The sequence below is a fragment of the Streptomyces panacea genome (genome assembly GCF_040560175.1).
GTDB classification, from domain to species: domain Bacteria; phylum Actinomycetota; class Actinomycetes; order Streptomycetales; family Streptomycetaceae; genus Streptomyces; species Streptomyces panacea.
Map to the genome: position 1 here is coordinate 1 of NZ_JARJHW010000136.1, position 19,928 is coordinate 19,928.

At 71.8% G+C, this 19,928-nt stretch carries 14 protein-coding genes; 7 read left to right on the forward strand and 7 right to left on the reverse strand.

Annotated features, from left to right (window positions below; all coding sequences use genetic code 11):
- The first annotated feature begins 43 nt into the window (after positions 1-43).
- Together P3L51_RS26145 and P3L51_RS26150 are read left to right on the forward strand one after the other, a co-directional pair.
- The gene (locus P3L51_RS26145) at positions 44-2,524 is read left to right on the forward strand and encodes a PQQ-dependent sugar dehydrogenase (protein ID WP_354607746.1); all 2,481 of its coding nucleotides are present in this window, start codon (positions 44-46) and stop codon (positions 2,522-2,524) included.
- Positions 2,521-4,710: a glycoside hydrolase family 99 protein gene (locus P3L51_RS26150; RefSeq protein WP_354607747.1), complete on the forward strand. Its 2,190-nt coding sequence runs from the start codon at positions 2,521-2,523 to the stop codon at positions 4,708-4,710. The genes P3L51_RS26145 and P3L51_RS26150 overlap by 4 nt, the downstream gene beginning before the upstream one ends.
- Before the next feature lie 104 nt (positions 4,711-4,814).
- Here P3L51_RS26150 and P3L51_RS26155 read toward each other — a convergent pair whose 3' ends face one another.
- The 3 genes from P3L51_RS26155 to P3L51_RS26165 form a co-directional block, all read right to left on the reverse strand.
- A complete protein-coding gene (locus P3L51_RS26155; protein ID WP_354607758.1) occupies positions 4,815-6,332 on the reverse strand; it encodes a GAF domain-containing protein in 1,518 nt (505 codons plus the stop codon).
- Between the two features lie 406 nt (positions 6,333-6,738).
- A complete protein-coding gene (locus tag P3L51_RS26160) occupies positions 6,739-7,782 on the reverse strand; it encodes a rod shape-determining protein (RefSeq protein WP_354607748.1) in 1,044 nt (347 codons plus the stop codon).
- Between the two features lie 162 nt (positions 7,783-7,944).
- Positions 7,945-8,547: a hypothetical protein gene (locus P3L51_RS26165; RefSeq protein ID WP_354607749.1), complete on the reverse strand. Its 603-nt coding sequence runs from the start codon at positions 8,545-8,547 to the stop codon at positions 7,945-7,947.
- Positions 8,548-8,668: 121 nt separating this feature from the next.
- Between P3L51_RS26165 and P3L51_RS26170 the strand changes: the two genes are divergently transcribed.
- The gene (locus tag P3L51_RS26170) at positions 8,669-9,415 is read left to right on the forward strand and encodes an SCO2400 family protein (RefSeq protein WP_354607750.1); all 747 of its coding nucleotides are present in this window, start codon (positions 8,669-8,671) and stop codon (positions 9,413-9,415) included.
- A gap of 31 nt (positions 9,416-9,446) precedes the next feature.
- On the opposite strand, the gene P3L51_RS26175 is transcribed toward P3L51_RS26170, so the two are convergent.
- A complete protein-coding gene (locus P3L51_RS26175; protein ID WP_354607751.1) occupies positions 9,447-9,881 on the reverse strand; it encodes a MarR family winged helix-turn-helix transcriptional regulator in 435 nt (144 codons plus the stop codon).
- Positions 9,882-9,976: 95 nt separating this feature from the next.
- Between P3L51_RS26175 and P3L51_RS26180 the strand changes: the two genes are divergently transcribed.
- Complete coding sequence (locus P3L51_RS26180; protein ID WP_354607752.1) at positions 9,977-10,996, forward strand: NADP-dependent oxidoreductase; 1,020 nt, start codon at positions 9,977-9,979, stop codon at positions 10,994-10,996.
- 127 nt (positions 10,997-11,123) lie between these two features.
- Positions 11,124-11,552, forward strand: coding sequence for an organic hydroperoxide resistance protein (locus P3L51_RS26185; protein WP_354607753.1), 429 nt, complete (start codon positions 11,124-11,126; stop codon positions 11,550-11,552).
- Positions 11,553-11,622: 70 nt separating this feature from the next.
- On the opposite strand, the gene P3L51_RS26190 is transcribed toward P3L51_RS26185, so the two are convergent.
- Complete coding sequence (locus tag P3L51_RS26190) at positions 11,623-14,190, reverse strand: M14 family zinc carboxypeptidase (RefSeq protein WP_354607754.1); 2,568 nt, start codon at positions 14,188-14,190, stop codon at positions 11,623-11,625.
- A 187-nt stretch (positions 14,191-14,377) separates the two neighbouring features.
- Between P3L51_RS26190 and P3L51_RS26195 the strand changes: the two genes are divergently transcribed.
- On the forward strand, positions 14,378-15,235 hold the full coding sequence (locus tag P3L51_RS26195) for an EI24 domain-containing protein (RefSeq protein ID WP_354607755.1): 858 nt from the start codon (positions 14,378-14,380) through the stop codon (positions 15,233-15,235).
- A 72-nt stretch (positions 15,236-15,307) separates the two neighbouring features.
- Here P3L51_RS26195 and P3L51_RS26200 read toward each other — a convergent pair whose 3' ends face one another.
- Positions 15,308-16,588, reverse strand: coding sequence for a pyroglutamyl-peptidase I (locus P3L51_RS26200; RefSeq protein ID WP_435594529.1), 1,281 nt, complete (start codon positions 16,586-16,588; stop codon positions 15,308-15,310).
- 97 nt (positions 16,589-16,685) lie between these two features.
- Positions 16,686-17,270 (reverse strand): TetR/AcrR family transcriptional regulator, encoded by a 585-nt coding sequence (locus P3L51_RS26205; RefSeq protein WP_354607756.1) that lies wholly within the window; start codon positions 17,268-17,270, stop codon positions 16,686-16,688.
- A 157-nt stretch (positions 17,271-17,427) separates the two neighbouring features.
- On the opposite strand from P3L51_RS26205, the gene P3L51_RS26210 reads away from it, so the two are divergent.
- Positions 17,428-19,911, forward strand: coding sequence for a beta-glucosidase family protein (locus P3L51_RS26210; RefSeq protein ID WP_354607757.1), 2,484 nt, complete (start codon positions 17,428-17,430; stop codon positions 19,909-19,911).
- Positions 19,912-19,928: the final 17 nt, after the last annotated feature.

The window sequence follows — 19,928 nt, forward strand, 5'->3', positions numbered from 1 at the left end:
GCCTTGCCTGACACACCCCACCTCTGGTCAGGAAGGAAATCTCATGTCACGACGCCCACCCGCGTGGTCCAGAATTTTCGCGGCGCTCGCCCTCGTACTCTCGGCCGGTCTCACCGTGGCCCCCGCGGCCGTCGCCCACCCCGGCCACCCGGAACACGAGGCCGCCGAGATCCCGGCGGCGGACTACCAGCAGGTGCAACTCGCCCTCGGCGGTGCCGAACTGGGCGAGGCCATGTCGCTGGCCGTCCTGCCCGACCGCTCGGTCGTGCACACCGCGAGGGACGGCACGGTCCGCCTCACCGACGCCGCGGGCAACACCAAGACGTCGGGCAAGCTCGATGTCTACTCGCACGACGAGGAAGGTCTCCAGGGAGTCGCGGCGGACCCGGACTTCGCGACCAACCGATACCTGTACCTCTACTACTCGCCCAAGCTCAACACCCCCGGCGGCGACGCCCCGGTGACCGGCGCCGCGGCCGACTTCGAGCCGTGGAAGGGGCATCTGAACCTCTCACGCTTCACGCTCAAGGCCGACGGCACACTCGACGCCGCGAGCGAGAAGGTCGTGCTCGAAGTCCCCAACGACCGCGGCCAGTGCTGCCACGTCGGCGGTGACATCGACTTCGACGCGCAGGGCAACCTCTACCTGACGACGGGCGACGACACGAACCCGTTCGAGTCCGCCGGCTACTCGCCGATCGACGAACGCGCCAACCGTAACCCGCAGTTCGACGCCCAGCGCTCCTCGGGCAACACCAACGACCTGCGCGGCAAGGTGCTCCGCATCAAGCCCACGGCCGACGGCGGCTACACCGTCCCGTCCGGCAACCTCTTCGCCCCGGGTACGGACCGGACGCGCCCCGAGATCTACGCGATGGGCTTCCGCAACCCGTTCCGGATGTCCGTCGACAAGTCCACCGGCGTCGTCTACCTCGGCGACTACGGCCCCGACTCGGGCTCCACGAGCGCCGACCGCGGCCCCAGCGGCCAGGTCGAGTTCAACCGCATCACCGAGGCCGGCAACTTCGGCTGGCCGTACTGCACCGGCACCAACACCGGTACCGAGTCGTACGGCGAGTGGGCGTTCCCGGACGGACCCTCCGCGGGCAAGTACGACTGCGCGGGCGGCGCCACCAACAACTCCCTCCACAACACCGGCCAGAACAAGCTCCCGCCGGCCGAGGCCGCCTGGATCCGCTACTCCGGTGACGCGGGCTCCCCGCCCGAATTCGGCGGCGGCTCCGAGTCGCCCATGGGCGGTCCCGTCTACAACTACGACGCGGGCCTCGACTCCGCCGTGAAGTTCCCCGAGTCCCTCGACGGCCGCTTCTTCGCCGGTGAGTACGGCCGCAAGTGGATCAAGGCCATCGAGGTCAAGGCGGACGGTTCCCCCGGCGTCATCGAGAACTTCCCGTGGACCGGCACCCAGGTGATGGACCAGGCTTTCGGCCCCGACGGCGCGCTGTACGTCCTCGACTACGGCACCGGCTCCAACAACCAGGCGCTGTACCGCGTCGAGTACCTGGCCGGCAGCAACCGCAGCCCGGTCGCCAAGGCCGCCGCCGACAGGACCTCGGGCCCGACCCCGCTCCAGGTCGCCTTCTCCTCCGCGGGAAGCGCCGACCCCGAGGGCGGAGCGCTCAGCTACGCCTGGGACTTCGGTGACGGTACGAAGTCCACCGACCCCAACCCGAGCCACACCTACACCGGGGCCGGGACGTTCCGGCCGACCCTCACGGTCACCGACCCGGAGGGCCTGACCGGCTCCGCCAGCCTCGTCGTGACGGCCGGCAACAGCGCGCCCACCGTCACCCTGAACACGCCCGCCGACGGCGAGCTGTTCTCCTGGGGCGACAGCGTCCCGTTCACCGTGACGGCCAGTGACCCCGAGGACGGCGCCATCGACTGCGCCAAGGTCAAGGTGACGTATCTGCTGGGCCACGACGAGCACCGGCACCAGATCACCTCGAAGAACGGCTGCACCGGCACCATCGACGTCCCCGTCGACGGTGAGCACGACACCGCCGCCAACATCTACGGGGTCTTCGACGCCGAGTACACCGACGCGGGCGGCCTGACCACGCACAGCGACAGCGTCCTCCAGCCCCGGCACCGGCAGGGCGAGCACTTCGGCGCCCAGTCCGGCATCGAGGTGGCGGCCCACGGCAACGCCGAGGGCGGCGCCACGGTCGGCTTCACCGACAACGGCGACTGGGTCTCCTTCAAGCCGTACGCGGTGGACAACGCGACCAGCGTCTCGGCGCGCGTCGCGTCCGGCGGCGTCGGCGGCACCCTCGAAGTACGGGCGGGATCCGCGACCGGCACCCTGCTCAGCACGCTGGCCGTGGCCCCGACCGGCGGCTGGGAGAACTTCGTGGACGTCACCGGGAACATCACGGGCGCACCCGCCGGGTCGACCGAGTTGTTCCTCGTCTTCAAGGGGGCGACGGGCCAGGGCAACCTCTTCGACCTGGACGCCTTCACCTTCTCGACCGGCGCTGCGGCCAAGGGAGTTGACCGATGAGACGTGACATCGCCCGCCGTATGCGACATCTGTCCTGTGTGCTGGCCGTCGCGCTCGGTGCCGCGCTCCTGGCGCCCACCGGTGCTTCCGCGGAGGCCGCGGCCGATCCGTACGAGGTGCTCGTCTTCTCCAAGACGGCCGGATTCAGGCACGATTCGATCCCGGCCGGTATCCGGACGATCCAGGATCTCGGCGAGGCCAACGAGTTCACCGTCACGGCGACCGAGGACAGCGGTGCCTTCACCACGGCCAACCTCGCGAACTACGAGGCGGTGGTCTTCCTCAGCACCACCGGTGATGTGCTCGACAACGCGCAGCAGACGGCGCTGAAGTCGTACGTCGACGGGGGCGGCGGCTATGTCGGCGTCCACGCGGCGGCCGACACCGAGTACGAGTGGCCGGCGTACGAGGGCCTGGTCGGCGCCTGGTTCAAGAGCCACCCGGCGATCCAGCGGGCGACGGTCAAGAACGAGGACCGGACGAACCCGGCCACCTCGCACCTGGACCCGACCTGGTCCAGGACCGACGAGTGGTACAACTACCGCACCAATCCCCGCGACAGCGTCCATGTGCTCCAGAGCCTGGACGAATCCACCTACAGCGGTGGGGAGATGGGCGGCGACCACCCGATCACCTGGTGCGACGAGCAGGCCGCGGGCCGGTCGTTCTACACCGGCCTCGGCCACACCCAGGAGTCGTACGCCGATCCCGCCTTCCGGCAGGTGCTGCTGGGCGGGATCCAGTACGCGGCCGGCGCGGTCGACGCCGACTGCTCGTCGGACGGCGGCGAGGACCCGGGGCCGCGGCCGACGGCCGTGGAGGGCGAGGCGTACACCTCCGGCTCGGGCGTCGAGCGCGCGAACCACGGCTCGGCCAGTGGCGGCCAGACCCTCGGTCATATCGAGAACGGTGACTGGGCCGGGTACTCCCAGGTCGACACCGCCGGTGCCACGAAGTTCACCGCCGACGTCTCGTCGGCGGGCGCGGGCGGCACGGTGGAGATCCGCTCGGGCTCTGCCACCGGCACCCTGCTCGGCTCGGTCGACATCGCCCCGACGGGCAGCTGGGACACCTTCACCGAGGTCTCCACGACGCTGACCGCCACCGGGACGGGCGCGCTGTTCCTGCGCTTCACCGGGGGAGCGGGCGCGCTGTTCGACATCGACAGCTTCACCCTGTCCGGCGCGGCCGAGGAGCCCAAGGCCGAGGGCTCGTCGAACGTGCACCTCTTCTACTACCCCTGGTACGGCAGCCCCCAGATCAACGGCGGCTGGCGGCACTGGCAGCAGGGCGGCCAGAACCCGCCCGAGGACGTCGGCGCCGACCTCTACCCGAAGCTCGGCGCGTACGACTCCGGTGACTTCACCGGCGCCGTCGAACAGCACATGAAGTGGATCAAGCAGTCGGGCGCCAACGTCCTGGTCTACAGCTGGTGGGGCCGGGGCAGTTACGAGGACGGGCTGGTCGACGGGGTGATGGACGCTGCCCAGCGCCACGGCATCAAGGTCGCCTGGCACCTGGAGCCGTACAGCGGTCGCAGCGGTGCCTCCACGGTGGACGACATCAACTACATCAACGAGCGGTACGGCGACCACCCCGCGTACTTCCGGGACGCGGAGCGGAGCGACAGCAACGCGTTCTACGTCTTCCAGAGCCTGGATGTGCCCGACTGGTCGGCCCTGGACCAGGTGACCGACAACAACATCGTCCTGGCCCAGACCACCGACACCTCCAAGATCGCGCACTTCAACGGCATCTACACCTACGACGGCATCGCCGGCGCCACCGCTCCCGGCTGGAAGAACGCCGGGGACTACGCGGCGGCGAACGATCTGGTCTGGGCACCCTCGGTGGCCCCCGGCTACATCGACGACCGCGCCGTACCCGGCAACACCACGCCCACCCTGGGCAGGGACAACGGCGCCGCGTACGACAAGCAGTGGAACAACGCGCTCGACCCGGCCATCGGCGGATCGCCCACCTGGGTCTCCGTCACGTCCTTCAACGAATGGCACGAGGGAAGCTCGATCGAACCCGCGTCGAGCAACCCGCCCGCCGGGCACGGCTACCAGACCTTCTCGGGCGCGTACGGGAAGACCGGTGCCGACGCCGAGACGGCGTATCTCGACCGGACGCGGCACTGGGTGAACCAGTTCGAGGCGGCGCGAGCGGCCAAGCTGCGGTGAGAGCGGCCCGTGCCGGGTGCAGGATTCCCCGGTCCGGGCGATGAGGCAGCGGGCCCGGTACGGCGAACCCGCCGTACCGGGCCTTCTGTTGTGAGCGCGCGGAGCTACCGCTCGGCCTCCCAGACGACCGACGATCCCGCGCGGCCGGTGTCGGCATCGGCGCCGGTGCCGTCGCCGTCCCCTTCACCCTCGTTGTCCGCCTCGCCCTCGCCGTCGTTCGAGACCACCAGCCGCACCCCGTCCCGGCCACCCGGCAGCCGCGCCGTCGCGTCGACCTCCACCTCGATCGACGTCACCCCCGGCCGCCGGTGCGCGGCGGCCAGCGCGCCGCGCAGCGCGGCCAGCAGTCCGGCGTGCAGCGGATCCCCCACGAGGGTGTCGACCGCCCCCGTGAAGTGCACGGACGGCTGGAACCCGAGGAGGACCGCCGCGCCCGCCGTCTCGCGCAGCACCTTGCCGCGCAGGCTCGCGGGGGCGTCGGCGGGCGGCTGCTGGAGGGCGAAGATCGTGGTCCGCACCTCCTGGATGGTGGAGTCCAGCTCGTCGACGGCGTGGCCGAGCAGGTCGGCCAGCTCCCCCTCACCCGTGCGCCGCCGGGTCGACTCCAGCATCATCTCGGTGGCGAACAGCCGCTGCACGACCAGATCGTGCAGGTCACGGGCGATCCGGTCGCGGTCCTCGAAGACCGCCAGCCGCTCACGGTCGTGCTGGGCGTCGGCCAGCACCAGCGCGAGCGCGGCCTGGGAGGCGAACTGGGTCGCCAGCAGCCGGTCCACGGAGGTGTATGGGCGTCCGCCGCGCTTGCGCGGCAGGGCGAGCGTGCCGATCAGCCGGCCGCCGCTCTGGAGCGGCAGCATCATGCTGGGCCCGAAGCGGGTCCGCACATGGGTGGTCATCCGGGGGTCGGTCGCCGAGTCGTCGATGTAGACGGGTTCGCCGCCGAGGAGCTGGACGAGTACGGGCGAGCCGGGCGCGATGCTCGTACCGACGATGTCGCCGGGGTCGTCCAGCGCGGAGGCGGCGACGATCTCCATGCCGCCCTCGTCGGTGGGCTGGAGCACCACCCCGGCGGCGGCTCCGGCCAGGATCCGCGCCGACTTCGCGAGCGTCGTCAGCGCGTCCGCCGCGGGCTCGCCGCTGAGCAGGGCGGTGGTGACGGCGGCGGCTCCCTCGATCCACCGCGCGCGCTGGCGGGCGGTCCCGTACAGGCGCGCGTTGCCGATCGCGATCCCGGCCTGCGAGGCGAGCACGCGCAGCAGGGCCAGGTCCTCCTCGGTGAAGGGGCCGTGCCGCTTCCGGGCCAGACAGAGGTAGCCGAGCACGTCGTTGTTGACGCGGACGGGGACGCCGAGGCTGAGGGTGCTGCCGGGGTGGCCGAGGAGTCCGGTGTGCCCGGTGGGGAGCCGGGTGATGCGCCGGCGCTCGTCCTCGCTGAGCCCGACGGAGAACAGCTCGGCGATCCGGCCCCGACCGCGCTCGGGGCCCCGGCCGTGGGCGGGTCCGGCGAGCGCGAGCGCGCCGTAACGCGCGTCGGTGAGATCGGCGGCGCTGTCGACGACGTGCTGGAGGGTGGAGGCCAACTCGACCTCGGTACCGACGTTGAGGACGGCGTCGAGCAGCATGGGCAGCCGGGGGGCGGCTCGGGCGGGACCGCTTCCGGGGCGGGACGGCCGTCCTGACCCGGAGGCGGCCCCGCCGCTCAGCCGATCCGGGGCGCTCCGGTCGCCGGGCCCGTCCGGGGCGTCGCCCGGGTCGTCGCCCGGACCGTCCGGCCGGTCCTGTCCGTCCTGTCCCTCCGGGCTGTCCTCCGCGTCCGGGCTGTCGGCCGAGCCGTCCTCCGCGTCCGGGGCGTCGCCCCGCCCGTCCCGGCCGTCGGGGGTGTCCGGGCCTTCCCGCCCGCCCGCTCCGTTCCGGTCCCGCGGGCCGTCCGGGTCCCGGGCGTTCCGCCGGTCGCCGGCGCCCCGGTCCTCCCGGTGACGGTCGGCGTGCCCGGACCGGGCGCCTCCGTCCTCTTCGCCCGACGTCACATCACTCGGCGTGCGCCAGCGGATCGAGCACCAGCGGCTGGATCTTCCCGTCCAGCATCGCCCCGAGCCCCAGAATCGCGCAGACGTCGGGACGCTCGGCGATGTGCACCGGCATCCCCGTCGCGTCACGCAGCATCTGGTCCAGGCCGGGCAGCAGCGCGCTGCCGCCGACCATCATGATCCCGGTGTCGGCGAGGTCGGCCACCAGGTCCGGCGGGCAGTCGCGCAGCACCTTGCCGATGCCGTCGAGCACCGCGGTGAGCGGCGTGTGGATGGCCTGCCGTACGGCGGCGGTGTCCACGACGACCGACCGGGCGAGCCCCGTCGCCACGTCACGGCCGTGGATCTCCGTCGAGGTGGGGCCGTCCGGCGTGATGCCGTTGCCGCGCAGCGCCAGCTGGAGCGGCCGGACGGACTGGCTCGGCAGCATCAACTCGTGCTGGTGGCGCAGGTGCTGGATGACCGCGTGGTCGATGGCGTTGCCACCGACGGGGACCCGCTGGGCCGTCACGATCGAGCCGAGCGACAACACGGCGACCTGGGTGGTCGCCGCGCCGCACACCATGATCATGGTGGCCGTCGGCTTCTCCACGGGCAGCCCGCAGCCCACGGCCGCGGCGATGAGCGTGTCGACCAGCTCCACCCGGCGGGCCCCGAGCCCGACCAGGGTCTCGACGGCCGCGCGCTGGGCGAGCGGGTCGCTGTCGTGGGGGGTGCAGGCCGCCGCGCGCAGCCGCGGCTTCCTGCGCAACTGGCGGCGGAGCTTCTCACCGAGGAGATGACGGAGCATCCGCTGGGCCATCTCGATGTCCACGACGGTGCCGCCGGTCACGGGGCGGGCGACCCGGATGTAGTCCGGCGTACGGCCCGTCATCTGCTCGGCCAGCGCGCCGACGGCGATGAGCGCGCCGGTCCTGGTGTTCACTGCGGCGACGCTCGGCTCGTCCACGACGAGCCCGGCTCCCTTCACAAAGACCCGGGTCCTGGCGGCCCCGAGGTCGACGGCGACATGGCAACGGCGCAACTGCTCAAGGCTGACGGTCACGGCGGGTTCTTCTCCCGGGAGCGCTGAGGTGGATCACCGGCGGGCGGCCGGCCCTCTTCGCATCGTGGGCGCCGGAGGGGCGGTGCGCGCGCTGGGATGCGCCGGTCGGGCGTACGGAGCCGACGCCACGCCGGGGCACGGGCCGCAGCACGCCGGCGCCGTCTACGATCCGCCACGCGCCGGTGACCAGCGCTGAAGCAGGCCCCAGGTGAACTCCGCGACGCACGGCCCCGTCCCCGGCGCGTCGAACGCGAGACCCCAGCGGGTCGGCGCCGTACCCTCCATCGGTCTGGCGGGGGCGAACGCGCGGGCGACCTCGTCGACGGTGCAGGACCAGGGGCGCAGATCGTCCGCCGTACGCAGCTCGGGACCGGGCTCGCCCGGCGCCCGTACCAGCCACTCGTTCCACACGCCGCCACCCGGCGCCGCCGTCACCTCGAAGCGGAGCGTGGGCCAGAGCGGAACGGGCCACAGCAGCACCTCGCACGCCAGATCGCCGACCTGCCGGGGAAACGCCGCCTCCGGCGCGCCCAGTACCGAGCGGTAGCGCGACAGCGTGCCCCGGGCGCGGGGGGAGCGGATCATCGCCTGCCAGCGCCGGTTGGCCTCCCGCATCTCACCGAGCGACGCGCCCAGTTGGCGCCGGGCGTCCTCGACCAGTTCGCTCTGGTGGTCGGCCATCCGGCGCAGCAGTACGAGCTGGAAGTCGCGCGGTCCGAAAGGATGGGAGGTTCCACCGGCTGCGGCTGATGTCGTGGCATTCATATCGACATCGTGCACCTTCGGGGCAGGTCGGGCGGCGGATTGGTGGAACGGTCGATTCCACACAGGATCTTCACGCGACAGGTGCCCGAGCCGTGGTTAGTCGGATTATCTTCAGGGCGCCATGGACTACTGCCATCACTGCCAGCGGCACCTCAACGGCGCCCTGGCGTGCGCGGGGTGCGGTACGCCCGCCGAGGAGCTACGGCTCCACGACCCCGCCCCGCACGAGGTGGAGGTGGTCCTTGCCGCGCGCGAACCCGGTCCGGAGCCGGTCAGGGGCCCGCGCCGTCAGCGCGGCTCCCGCAAGCGCAAGGTGTCCCGTCGTGAGCGCCGCGAGATGCGCGCCGAGCGCGGTGTCCACCGGCGCAAGGGCCGCGTCGTCCTGCTCACCGTGACGGGTCTCGTCCTGGCGGTCGGCGCGCTGAGCCTCGCCGAGCTGGCGCTGGAGTCGTCCGACGGCGACGATGCCACCTCCGTACAGGAGGACAGGGCCATAGAGCTCGACGGCGGACTGCCCCCGACCGGCCCGAAGGAGCCCAAGGACCCGGGCCCCGTGTCCGGCACGCCCTCCGGGTCCACCGGGTCCGCCCGCCCCGGCGGGGACGGCTCGCCCGACCCCTCGGCTTCGGGGACGGGCTCCGGGCCGTCCGACGACGAGGAGCCCCCGGCGCCGACGGACTCGGCCGAGCCGAGCGACGAGCCGGACCCCAGCGGCTCGCCCGACCCCACGGGCTCCAGCCGCCCCCCGGCCGACCCGAGCGCGTCCGGCCGGCCGGATCGGCCCCCGACGCAGCAGCCCTCCCCTTCCGCTTCCACCTCGCCCCCGGTGGAAGAGGACGACTGCTTCCTGTGGATCATCTGCGGCTGAGCGCCCGGGGCGCCCGGGGCCGAACCGGGGGTCACTCCACCGCCTCGTCTCCCAGCATCCGCCTCAGCAGATCCCGCAGCACCGTCCGCTCGGCCACGGAAAGGTCCGCCAGCGGTTCCCGCGCGAAGTTCAGCCCGTCCCGCAGCTGCCGTGCCGTGCTCCGCCCCTTCTCCGTGGGCGCGGCGAGCTTCACCCGCCGGTCGGAGGGGTCGGGGCGCCGCTCCACCAGACCGCGCGACTCCAGCCGGTCCACGATCCCCGTGACGTTCGACGGCTCGCATTTCAGCTTCTGCGCGATCCGGCGCATGGGCATGGGGCGAATGGAGAGCAGCCCGAGTACACGTGCCTGCGCGCCGGTGAGGGAGTGCTCCGCGGCGGCGTGGTCGTACTCCTCGTAGTAGCGCGCAACGACCGTGCCGATGAGTTCGACGACTTCGAGGGTCAAGGGGTCAGTGTGCTCAGCCATGGGCACCAGAGTACCCGTTTACTTGACAACATGAAATATCTAGGAGCATGGTTGTTTCAGGCAGTGAAGCTTTAAACCGAGGAGGCACCGCACCCATGACCGTTCTTCCCGCGTCCGGCCGCGAATGGCATCTCGTCGCCCGCCCGCACGGCTGGCCGAAGCCCGAGGACTTCGCCCTGCGCGAGGTCCCCGTGGCCGCGCCGGGCGAGGGCCGGATCCTCGTCCGCAACAAGCACTTCTCGGTCGACCCGTACATGCGCGGCCGGATGAACGACGTGAAGTCCTACACCCCGCCCTATCAGCTCGACCACCCCATGGACGGCGCCGCCGTCGGCGAGGTCATCGCCTCGAACGCCGAAGGCTTCGCGGTCGGCGACCATGTGCTGCACGGGCTCGGCTGGCGGGAGTACGCGGAGGCGCCGGCGCGGTACGCCACGAAGATCGACGCCTCGCTCGCGCCGCTCAGCGCCTACCTCGGAGTCCTCGGTATGACGGGCCTCACCGCCTACGCCGGACTCTTCGAGACCGCCTCCTTCAAGGAGGGCGACGCCGTGTTCGTCTCCGGCGCCGCGGGCGCCGTCGGCAACCAGGTGGGCCAACTGGCCCGGATCAAGGGCGCGTCACGGGTCATCGGCTCGGCGGGATCCGACGACAAGGTCAAACTTCTTGTGGAGGAGTACGGCTTCGACGCCGCTTTCAACTACAAGAGCGGCGCCTCGGTCAGGGAGCAGCTCAAGGAAGCCGCGCCCGACGGCATCGACGTCTACTTCGACAACGTCGGAGGCGAGCACCTCGAAGCCGCGCTCTCCTCGTTCAACCTGCACGGCCGCGCCACCATCTGCGGAATGATCTCGCAGTACAACAGCACCGAGGCCAGCCCCGCCCCGCGCAACCTCGCGCTGGTCATCGGCAAGCGGCTGCGCCTCCAGGGCATGCTCGTCAACGACCACCGCGCCCTCATGCCGAAGTTCGTCGAGGACGTCTCCGGCTGGCTCGCCTCGGGCGAGCTGAAGTACCAGGAGACGGCCGTCGAAGGGATCGAGAAGGGCTACGACGCCTTCCTCGGGCTGCTCCGCGGCGAGAACACCGGAAAGATGATCGTCACCCTCAACTGACCCTCGGCCGACGTCAGTCGATCCACAGCGACTGCCCCACGGCAACACACCCACAGCCGTTAGGCTCGTGCCAGGCCGTCGTGGTCCGTGGGCGCGAGCCGCGACGTACAAGAAGAAGGAATCCCGAATGACCATTCAGAAGATCGACTCCCTCTACACCGCCGTCGCCACCGCGGAGAACGGCCGTGACGGTCGCGTCTCCTCGGACGACGGCCAGCTCGACGTCGTCGTCAACCCGCCCAAGTCGATGGGTGGCAGCGGCGCCGGTACGAACCCGGAGCAGCTCTTCGCCGCCGGTTACAGCGCCTGCTTCCAGGGCGCGCTCGGCGTCGTCGCCCGCAAGGAGAAGGCCGACATCTCCGGCTCGACGGTGACCGCCAGGGTCAGCATCGGCAAGACCGAGGCCGGTGGCTTCGGACTTGAGGTCGAGCTGGAGGCGTCCATACCCAACGTGGACGCGGCCACCGCGAAGGACCTGCTGGAGAAGGCGCACCAGGTGTGCCCGTACTCCAACGCCACGCGCGGCAACATCAAGGTCGAGCTGTCCGTCGTCTGACCGACCGCCCCACTCACGCGAAGGGCCGCACCCCCACGAGCGGGGTGCGGCCCTTCGTGCATCGCGCCTCCTACGGAAGGCGGTTCAGCAGCGCCCTGCCCACCTGGGCGAACGAGCCCTTCGGGTGGTCGCGGAACAGCGGCTCGGTGCCGAACAGCGTGACCGGTGCTCCCGCCGCCGACGTACCGCTCACGATCGCCGCCTGTCCGGCCGCGGCCTGCGGACCGCCGGTGCCGTCCTCGTTCGCGCGCCAGTGGCCCGAGACGAGCGGGTTGCCACCGCCGTACGACTGCTCCGTACGCACGCCCTTGCCGAGCGCCGTGTACCAGATCGGCGAGTAGACGAACGAGTGCGGCTGCGTGCCGCCGGTGATCGGTCCGGGCGTGTTGAGCACCCGCACCACACCGTTGGCGTTCCCGTTGCCCCGCACCGGTGTGGCCGTCAGCAGCGCGGCCTCGGCGTTGAACGTCGCACCACCGGAGCCCAGCGCCACCACCGGCGCGCCCCCGGCGAGGAATTCACCGAGCGCGGCGCGGGCGGTCTCGTTGAGCGACCGGTGGCTCAGCCCTGTCGACACGTACAGCGCGTCGGCCTTCGACCAGTCGAAGCCCGCGTTGGCCGTCGCCGTCGACACGGGCAGCACCTCGAAGCCCATCTCGCGCAGCGCGAACAGCTCGCCCGAGTTGACCGCCGCGGCGACCGTCGTACGGCGCAGCGCCGCGACGCCCTTGTCCTTCGTGGCGGTGAAGACGACGCCGTACCGGTCGGCCAGGATCTCGGCCTTCCCGCGGGCCGACGACGGCACGATCGCCGCGCCGTCCGCCGTCCTGCGCACCTGCACGCCCTGCGCGAGCAGGGAGTTGACGGCGGCGAACTCCTTCGGGTCGTCCAGCCGCAGCTTCAGGTCGCCGTTACGGGCCACCGAGCCCACGGGCGAGGCCGCGTCGACCTCGCGCCCCGAGAAGCTCAGGGAGCCCCGCTGGACCTTGGTGACGTTCGCGCCCCACAGCAGCCCGAGGCTCCAGCCCGAGATGTCGTACATCGACGACACGTCGGCGCTGATGTCCCGGCCCTCGTCCAGGATGACGTTGGCGATACCGCGCTTGGCCTGCTCCATGTCGACCACGTACGAACCGGCCGGGTACGTGCGGCCCGCGAGCTTGAAGCTCTTACGGGCCTGTTCGACCTTCACGTCGTTCGCCACGAGGTGGTCGACCAGACGGGCGGCGGCCGGGGCCGACCGCTGTCCGTCGCCGGCCGGGATCACGTACGCGCGCGGGAAGTCGGTCGTGTAGATGTCCTCCGGACCGATGCCGGGCACACCGGGCACCGTCTCCTCGGAGATGACCCGCTGCTTCTCGCCCGCGACACCGCGCCGGAACGTCTCTATCTGGTCCGCTATCAGCGTCTTGCGGTTCTCCAGCGAGAAGTCGAGCGTGGCGCGCATCGCGGCGCCCGCGACATCGGTGTTGATCGCGGACCTGCGGCGCAACTCCTCGACGGGCAGGTTGTTGTAGTCGTTGTTGTTGACCCGCATCGGGATCTCGATGGTGTGCGAGGCGACCGCGCCCTGGAACGCCATGTACTGAGGGGTGAAGATCGGCGGCCAGTCGTCCCAGCCCTCCTCCTGGTCCCGGAAGGGGATGACGGGCGGCCGTACGCCGTCCTTTTCGGCCGTGTAGCCGAGGTCGTTGACCGCCTCCTCCATACCGAGGGCGTTGGCGTAGGAGTTCTTGAGGAACAGGTCGTACTCGTAGTTCTCGCCGTGCGGCGGTGTCGTCGGTTCGATGAGAGTGCCGTTGACGTAACCGTGAAGATCGAGCATGACCGCGGGCTGCTTGTCGACGGCTATCTGCCGGATCGCGCGCGCCTCCGGCTGCGAGGCGGTGATGAAGTCGCGGTTGAGGTCGATGCCGTTGCCGTTGGCGCGGGTTCCGGCGATCCGGCCGTCCGGGTTGGCCGTGACGTTGAGAATGATCCGGTTCGTGGCCAGCAGCTTCGTCGTACGGCTGTCCTTGGCCTTCGCCAGCTCCTCGATGAGCTTCAGGGCCGCGTCGGTGCCCTCCCACTCATTGCCGTGGATGTTGTTGTTGATGAAGACGGGAGTCTTGTAACTCTCCTTGATGCGCTTGTCCTTGGCGGCCGACGCGGGGGAGTTCTCGATGCGCTCACGCATCCGCTCCTGCTCGGCGGCCTCCTTCGCGCTCTCCGGGGCCGTGACCGTCACGAGATACAGGTCGTGCCCGCCGGCCGACCGGCCCGTGACCTCGACGCTGACCCGATTCCCCAGCTCCTGGAGGGCGTTGAGGCGCGGAGCGAGCGCGTGGTACGGCGCCAGGCCCAGCTTGATGGCCTTGTCGGCCGGGTTCTCGGGCAGCGTGGCCAGGACGTTGCGGCGCGGGTAGCCGCCGTCCTTGCGCAGACCGAGGGAGGTCTTGCCCACCGAGGAGAGCGCGGCGGCACCGGCCGAAGGCAGTGCGGCCGAGGCGACGCGGCTGTCCGTGGTGCCGCCGTCCCTCACCGGGTGCGACGAACGGCCGCCGTCGGCGCCGGGCACGGCGGCCGCGGGCAGCGGCGCGAGCATCAGGGCCGCGGTGGCCGTGGCGGTGGCGAGCAGAACGGGTCTGGGCATCCCCATGCGGATGTACCTCCGGGTCGTGCGGGGGGCGATCGTTCGGTTCAATAGGCAGGTCATACCGGTTGAACGTGTCAACAACAAGGGGTATTGGGACTCTCATCCGTCCCACCGGCCCCATGGAACCGGCCGGGAACCGCCCCGAAACAGCCCCGGAACAACCCCGGAACAACCCCGATAGGGTGTTCCCATGCGTGATCTCGGTGTGGGCTTCGGCTACTTGGTGAAAGGCCAGCGCTGGGTCGGCGCGCACGGCAGATGGCTGGGCTTCGGGCTGCTGCCCGGCCTGGTGACCCTCGTGCTGTACGCGGCGGCGCTCGTCGGCCTGTTCTACGGCGCGGACGACCTGACGGCCTGGGCGACGCCCTTCGCCGACGACTGGTCCTCGCCGTGGCAGGGGCTGTTCCGCTCCTTCCTCACCGTGCTGCTGTTCGCACTCGTGCTGTTCATCGCCGTGATCACCTTCACCGCCGTGACCCTGCTGGTCGGGCAGCCCTTCTACGAATCGCTGTCCGAGGCCGTGGACCGGTCGGAGGGCGGCGACGTACCGGAGTCGGGTCTGCCGCTCTGGCGCGATCTGTGGATCTCCGCGCGGGACAGCCTGCGGATCCTGGGGCGGGTGGTGCTGTACGGCGTCCTGCTCTTCGCGCTCGGGTTCATCCCCGTCGTCGGCCAGACCGTCGTCCCCGTGCTCGGCTTCTGCGTGTCCGGCTTCTTCCTGACGGAGGAACTCACGGCGGTCGCCATGCAGCGACGCGGCATCCAGCTCAAGGAACGCCTGCCGCTGTTGCGCCGCCGCCGGCTGCTCACCCTGGGCTTCGGGGTCCCGCTGACGCTCGCCTTCCTGGTGCCGTTCGTCGCGGTGTTCCTGATGCCGGGCGCGGTGGCGGGGGCGACGCTGATGGCCCGCGACCTGACGGGCGAGAACGAGGGCGCGGGGTCCGGTGCCGGCGCCGCTGCCGGTCGGGCCGGTTCGCCCGTGCCCGGGGGTACGGCTCCCGCGCCCGACCGCTCCGGTCCGACGGCGGGCGTCCCGCGCGAGTGGTGAACGCGCTCGCGCTCCGCGTCGCACGGCCCACCGGGCGGACCCGGTGGGCCGAGTCGGGCCCGCCCAGGACTTCTACGACTCCTCAGCCGCCACCCGCACGATCGTGCGCAGCTGCGCCGTGATGTCCAGCCTGTTCTGTACGAAGACCGGATCCGACACCGTCCCGGTCGCCGGGTCGGTGTTGCCCGGCCCGAACTGGAGCACCGGCGTGTGGACATGGCCGCCCGGGATGTCGAGCCCCAGCCGGTCACGCAGCAGCGTCGCCCGGTAGGCGATCTCGTTCGACAGATAGTCCCCGCCGCCACCGGCACGGGCCGCCGAGCCGGGCGTCGGCCCGTCCGGCCGTACGACGGGGGCGGTGCCGCCCGCCGGGACCTCGGTGACCGACGTGTTGTCGTACACCGGGAAACGCCCCGTGCCGGCCGCCACGATGCCCGCGTAGGGCAGCGTGGTCCGCGTCCACTGGGGCTGTGTGGCCGGGTCCTTCACCGGTACGAGCCCGGTCTCGGACACGTTCTCGTTGTCGCCGAAGCCGCCGCGCCAGGCACCGTTGTACCGCTCGACGTCGATGCGCCCCACCCGTCCCTGACTGACCGTCACGAACAGGTCGGCGCGCGGCAGCGTACGGCGCAGGGCGCGTTCGACCGTGCCGTCGGCGAAGTCCCCCCAGCGGACCGGGAAGACGGCGGTCTCGACGCGCGCCGGTCCGTCGGCGGTGCGGATCACCGTGCCGTCCAGCGCGAGCGCGAGCGCCCCGGACGGGTTGCTGATCCGGATGTCCCTGTCGAGCGTGAACGGGTCGAAGCCGGTGACCACGATCCGCTTGACGCCCTTCGCCCGGTCCCGGCCCCGCTCCCGGTCCGCCATCGAGTCCTGGCCCCGCGACGCGCTCTCCAGCCGCTCCAGCAGCCGTACGCCCGCCGCCTCGGAGAGCCCGGACTCCGCGTGCCACGCGCGCAGTTCACGGGTCAGGGCCAGCCGCGCCCAGTACAGCGGACGGTCGTCGTCGCGGCTCAGCTCGCCGCCCGCCGGACCCCGCCCCTGGACGCGGTCCACCGCCCGCTGCCACAACCGTTCGCCATGCCGTACGGCCGCGCGCTCCGCCTGGGCGTACGAACCGGCGCCGCGCAGTGACGTCGCGAACGCCGGCGCGACCCCGTCGAAGCCGCTGTCGCCGAGTATCCGCCTGGGCACGTCACCGTCGAGGCGCCGCTCCTCGACGGTGACCGCGGGGGCGACGGCGTTGTCGGCCGTGGCGTGCGGGGGAGGCGCCACGGCGACCAGGGCGGCCGACGCGAGCAGAACGAGGCCGAGCCGGCCCGCGGTGTTGCCGGTGGTGCGCACGAGTCTCACGGGAGTCCTTCCATCGGGTGGCGGAAGTATCACCTCCGCACCCCGCCGATGGCTACGGCGTCCCACCGCCGCACCGCCCGCGTCCGCCGGACACGCCTTACCGCTCCGGCCCCTCCGCGCCGCCCCGCAGCAGTGTCACGAACGCCCGGAACGCCGCCGGCATGTCCACCGACTCCGGTGCGAGCAACCACTGGTACTGGAGCCCGTCCATCACGGCCACCAGCAGCGGCGCCGTCTGCTCGGGGGTGAGCCCGCTCGGCAGCCGGTCGCCGAACTCGTCGCGCAGCACACCCGCCATGTTGCCCCGAACCTGCACATAGCGGCGGGTGAAGAACTCCCCGGCCGGGTGACCCTCCGTCACACTCTCGCCGAGCAGCGCCGAGAAGGTCTGCACGATGCCGGGCCGCATCGCGTTGTAGTCGACCATCGACGTCAGCAGCTCCAGCCGCCAGCCGTCCGCGCCCCGGCTGCCGCCCCCCGTGTCCCACTGGTCGCGCTCGTCCATGACGGCGAGGAGCAGCGCCTCCTTCGTGGGGAAGTAGTGGAGCAGCCCCTGCTGGGTGAGGCCCACCCGCTCGGCCACCGCGCCCAACGTCGTGCCGCGGTACCCGCGTTCGGCGATCACCTCGATGGTGGCGCGGAGGATCTCCGCCCGCCGCTCCGCGCCTCTGGGCCTCGCCATCCAACCGGGTCCTCTCGCCTCGTACCTGACCGCTCACCGACCGTCGTCCGGACCGTACACGAGTAACGAACCGGTAACGAAGCCTACCTGTCTACAGAATTGCGGGTCACCATGTAACCGTCCGCAAGGCGCAGGACACTGACGAGGAGGTACCGCCGTGACCGGCGCACCCATCACCCGGGCCGACCAAGCACGCGAAGCGGCCGTCGAGGCGGCGCTCGGCAAGCTGGATCTGGACGACAAGGCGCGGCTGCTGGCAGGGCAGGACAACTGGTCGCTGCCCGCCCTCCCGGAGATCGGCCTGGCCTCCCTCGTCATGTCCGACGGCCCGATCGGCGTCAGGGGTGTCCGCTGGACCGCCGACGACCCGTCGGTCGCGCTCCCGTCGCCCACCGCGCTCGCCGCCACCTGGGACCCCGAACTGGCCCGCAGGGCAGGCCGGTTGCTCGCCCAGGAGGCCCGCCGCAAGGGCGTGCACGTCCTCCTCGCGCCGACCGTCAATCTGCACCGGTCCCCGCTCGGCGGCCGGCACTTCGAGGCGTACAGCGAAGACCCGTACCTCACCGGCGAGATCGGCACCGGCTACGTCCTGGGCGTCCAGGACGGCGGCGTCGGCACGACCGTCAAACACTTCGTCGCCAACGACGCCGAGACCGACCGCTTCACCGTCGACAACATCGTCGCCCCGCGCCCGCTGCGCGAGCTCTACCTCGCCCCGTTCGAGGCCATCGTCAAGAACGCCCACCCCTGGGGCATCATGGCCGCGTACAACCAGGTCAACGGCGCCTCGATGACCGAGCACCGCTATCTCCAGAACGAAGTCCTGCGCGGCGAATGGGGATTCGACGGCTACATCGTCTCCGACTGGCTCGCCGCCCGCTCCACCACCGGCGCCCTCCTCGGCGGCCTCGACGTCGCGATGCCGGGCCCCAAGACCGTGTACGGTCCGGCGCTCGCCGCCGCCGTCCGGGCCGGCGAGGCCGAGGAGTCGCTCGTCGACGACGCCGTACGCAACGTGCTGAGGCTCGCCGCCCGCGTCGGCGCCCTCGACGACGCGCCCGCCGTCGTCGCCGAATCCGCGCTCCCCGCGACCCTCGACGGCGACGCGCTGGCCCGCGAGGTCGCACGCCGCTCCTTCGTCCTCGTACGCAACGAGGTACGCGACGGGCACCCCGCCCTGCCCCTCGACCCCGCCAGGACCCGCACCGTCGCGCTCAGCGGCGCCGCCGCCCGCGACGCCCGCATCCTCGGCGGCGGCTCGGCCACCGTCTTCCCGCCGCACACCGTCTCGCCGCTCGACGGCCTGACCGCCGCCCTGCCCGAAGGCGCCCTCAGCTACAGCGTCGGCGCCGACCCCAGCGACCAACTCGGCGTCGCCGGAAAGGGATTCGAGCTGCGTGCCGTCTGCCGCGCCGCCGACGGACAGGAGCTGGGCACCACCGGCATCCCCTCCGGCATGGTCCAGTGGGTCGGTGTCGACCTGCCCGACGGCGTCGACTACGACGAACTGCACAGCGTCGAGTTCACCGGCACCTTCACTCCGCGCGAGAGCGGCGACCACACCTTCGGCACCCGAGGCATCGGGCCCCTCGTCCTCACCGTCGGCGGCGAGAAGATCTGGGAGGGCGAGGAAGGGCTCGGTGACAGTACCGACCCGTTCAACGCGTTCTTCGGCGAGCGGCTGCCGCGCGCCCGGGTCACCCTCCTCGAAGGCGAGAGCGTCGACGTCTCGCTGCGCCTCACCGTGCCCCGGCTGCCCGGCGCCCCGATGGACGCGGTCGCCTTCTCCCTGCTCCACCTCGGCCCGCAGCGCGACCCCGAGGACCTGATCGCCGAGGCCGTCGAGGCCGCCGGGGCGGCGGACACCGCCGTCGTGGTGGTCGCGACCACCACGGCCGTCGAGTCCGAGGGCTTCGACCGTACGAGTCTGGAACTGCCCGGTCACCAGAACGCGCTCGTCGCGGCCGTCGCCGCCGTCAACCCGAACACCGTCGTCGTCGTCAACACCGGCTCACCGGTCGAACTGCCGTGGCGCGACGACGTGGCAGCCGTCCTGCTCAGCTGGTTCCCCGGCCAGGAGGGCGGCGCCGCGCTCGCCGACGTGCTCACCGGCGCCGAGGAGCCCGGCGGCCGGCTCACCACCACCTGGCCGGTCGCCCTGGCCGACGTCCCCGTCACCGACACCACCCCGGCGGGCGGGGAACTGCACTACACCGAGGGCGTGTTCATCGGCTACCGCGCCTGGGAGCGGGCCGGCACGACCCCCGCGTACCCCTTCGGCCACGGCCTCGGCTACACCGACTGGGAGTACGAGACGCTGGACGCCACCACCGAACGGGCCACCGTGCGGCTGCGCAACACCGGCGCCCGGCCCGGCCGCGAGACCGTCCAGATCTACCTCGCGCCCGCCCCCGGCGGTGCGCCCGGCACGGCCGAGCGCCCGGTGCGCTGGCTGGCCGGCTTCGCCTCCGTCGAGGCGGGCCCCGGCGAGAGCGTCGAGGTGACGGTCCCGCTCAGGGCCCGCGCCTTCGAGATCTGGGACGAGCGGGAGAACGCCTGGACGGCGATTCCGGGCGCGTACGAGATCCAGGCGGGCCGCTCGCTCACGGACCGCAGGCTGAGCGCGACGGTCGAGCGCTAGGCCGTGTCTTCGAAGTC